General features: G+C 36.2%; 1 pseudogene. It reads left to right on the top strand.

Features of this window, described 5'->3' with window-relative positions:
• Nucleotides 1-356: pseudogene (locus tag ACJDTP_RS27525) on the top strand (transketolase); the annotation flags it as partial.

The following is a 356-nucleotide window of genomic DNA, read 5'->3' as shown; positions in this document are numbered from 1 at the left end:
ATAATAGTTAAAAATCAAATTGGTTTTGGATGTCCAGCAAAACAAGGAAAAGCTTCAGCACATGGTGAACCTTTAGGAGCAGACAATGTAATTGCTATGAAGGAAAACTTAGGATGGAAGACTGAGCCTGCATTCTACGTGCCAGACGAAGTGTATACAAATATGAATGAACACATAGCAAAAGGCGAAAAGACTGAAGAAGCTTGGAATGAGTTGTTTAAATCATATGAAAAAGCTTATCCAGAACTTGCAGCAGAATATACTAAATGGATGAGTGGGGAACTTGATAAAGAAGCTTTATTAAACAACGAAGAACTTTGGAGCTTTGATAAAGAAATGGCTACAAGAGAATCTTC

Origin of the sequence: Candidatus Clostridium helianthi (assembly GCF_045310795.1) — a bacterium.
GTDB classification, from domain to species: Bacteria; Bacillota; Clostridia; order Clostridiales; family Clostridiaceae; genus Clostridium; species Clostridium helianthi.
This window is presented reverse-complemented; position numbering and strand designations above follow the sequence as displayed.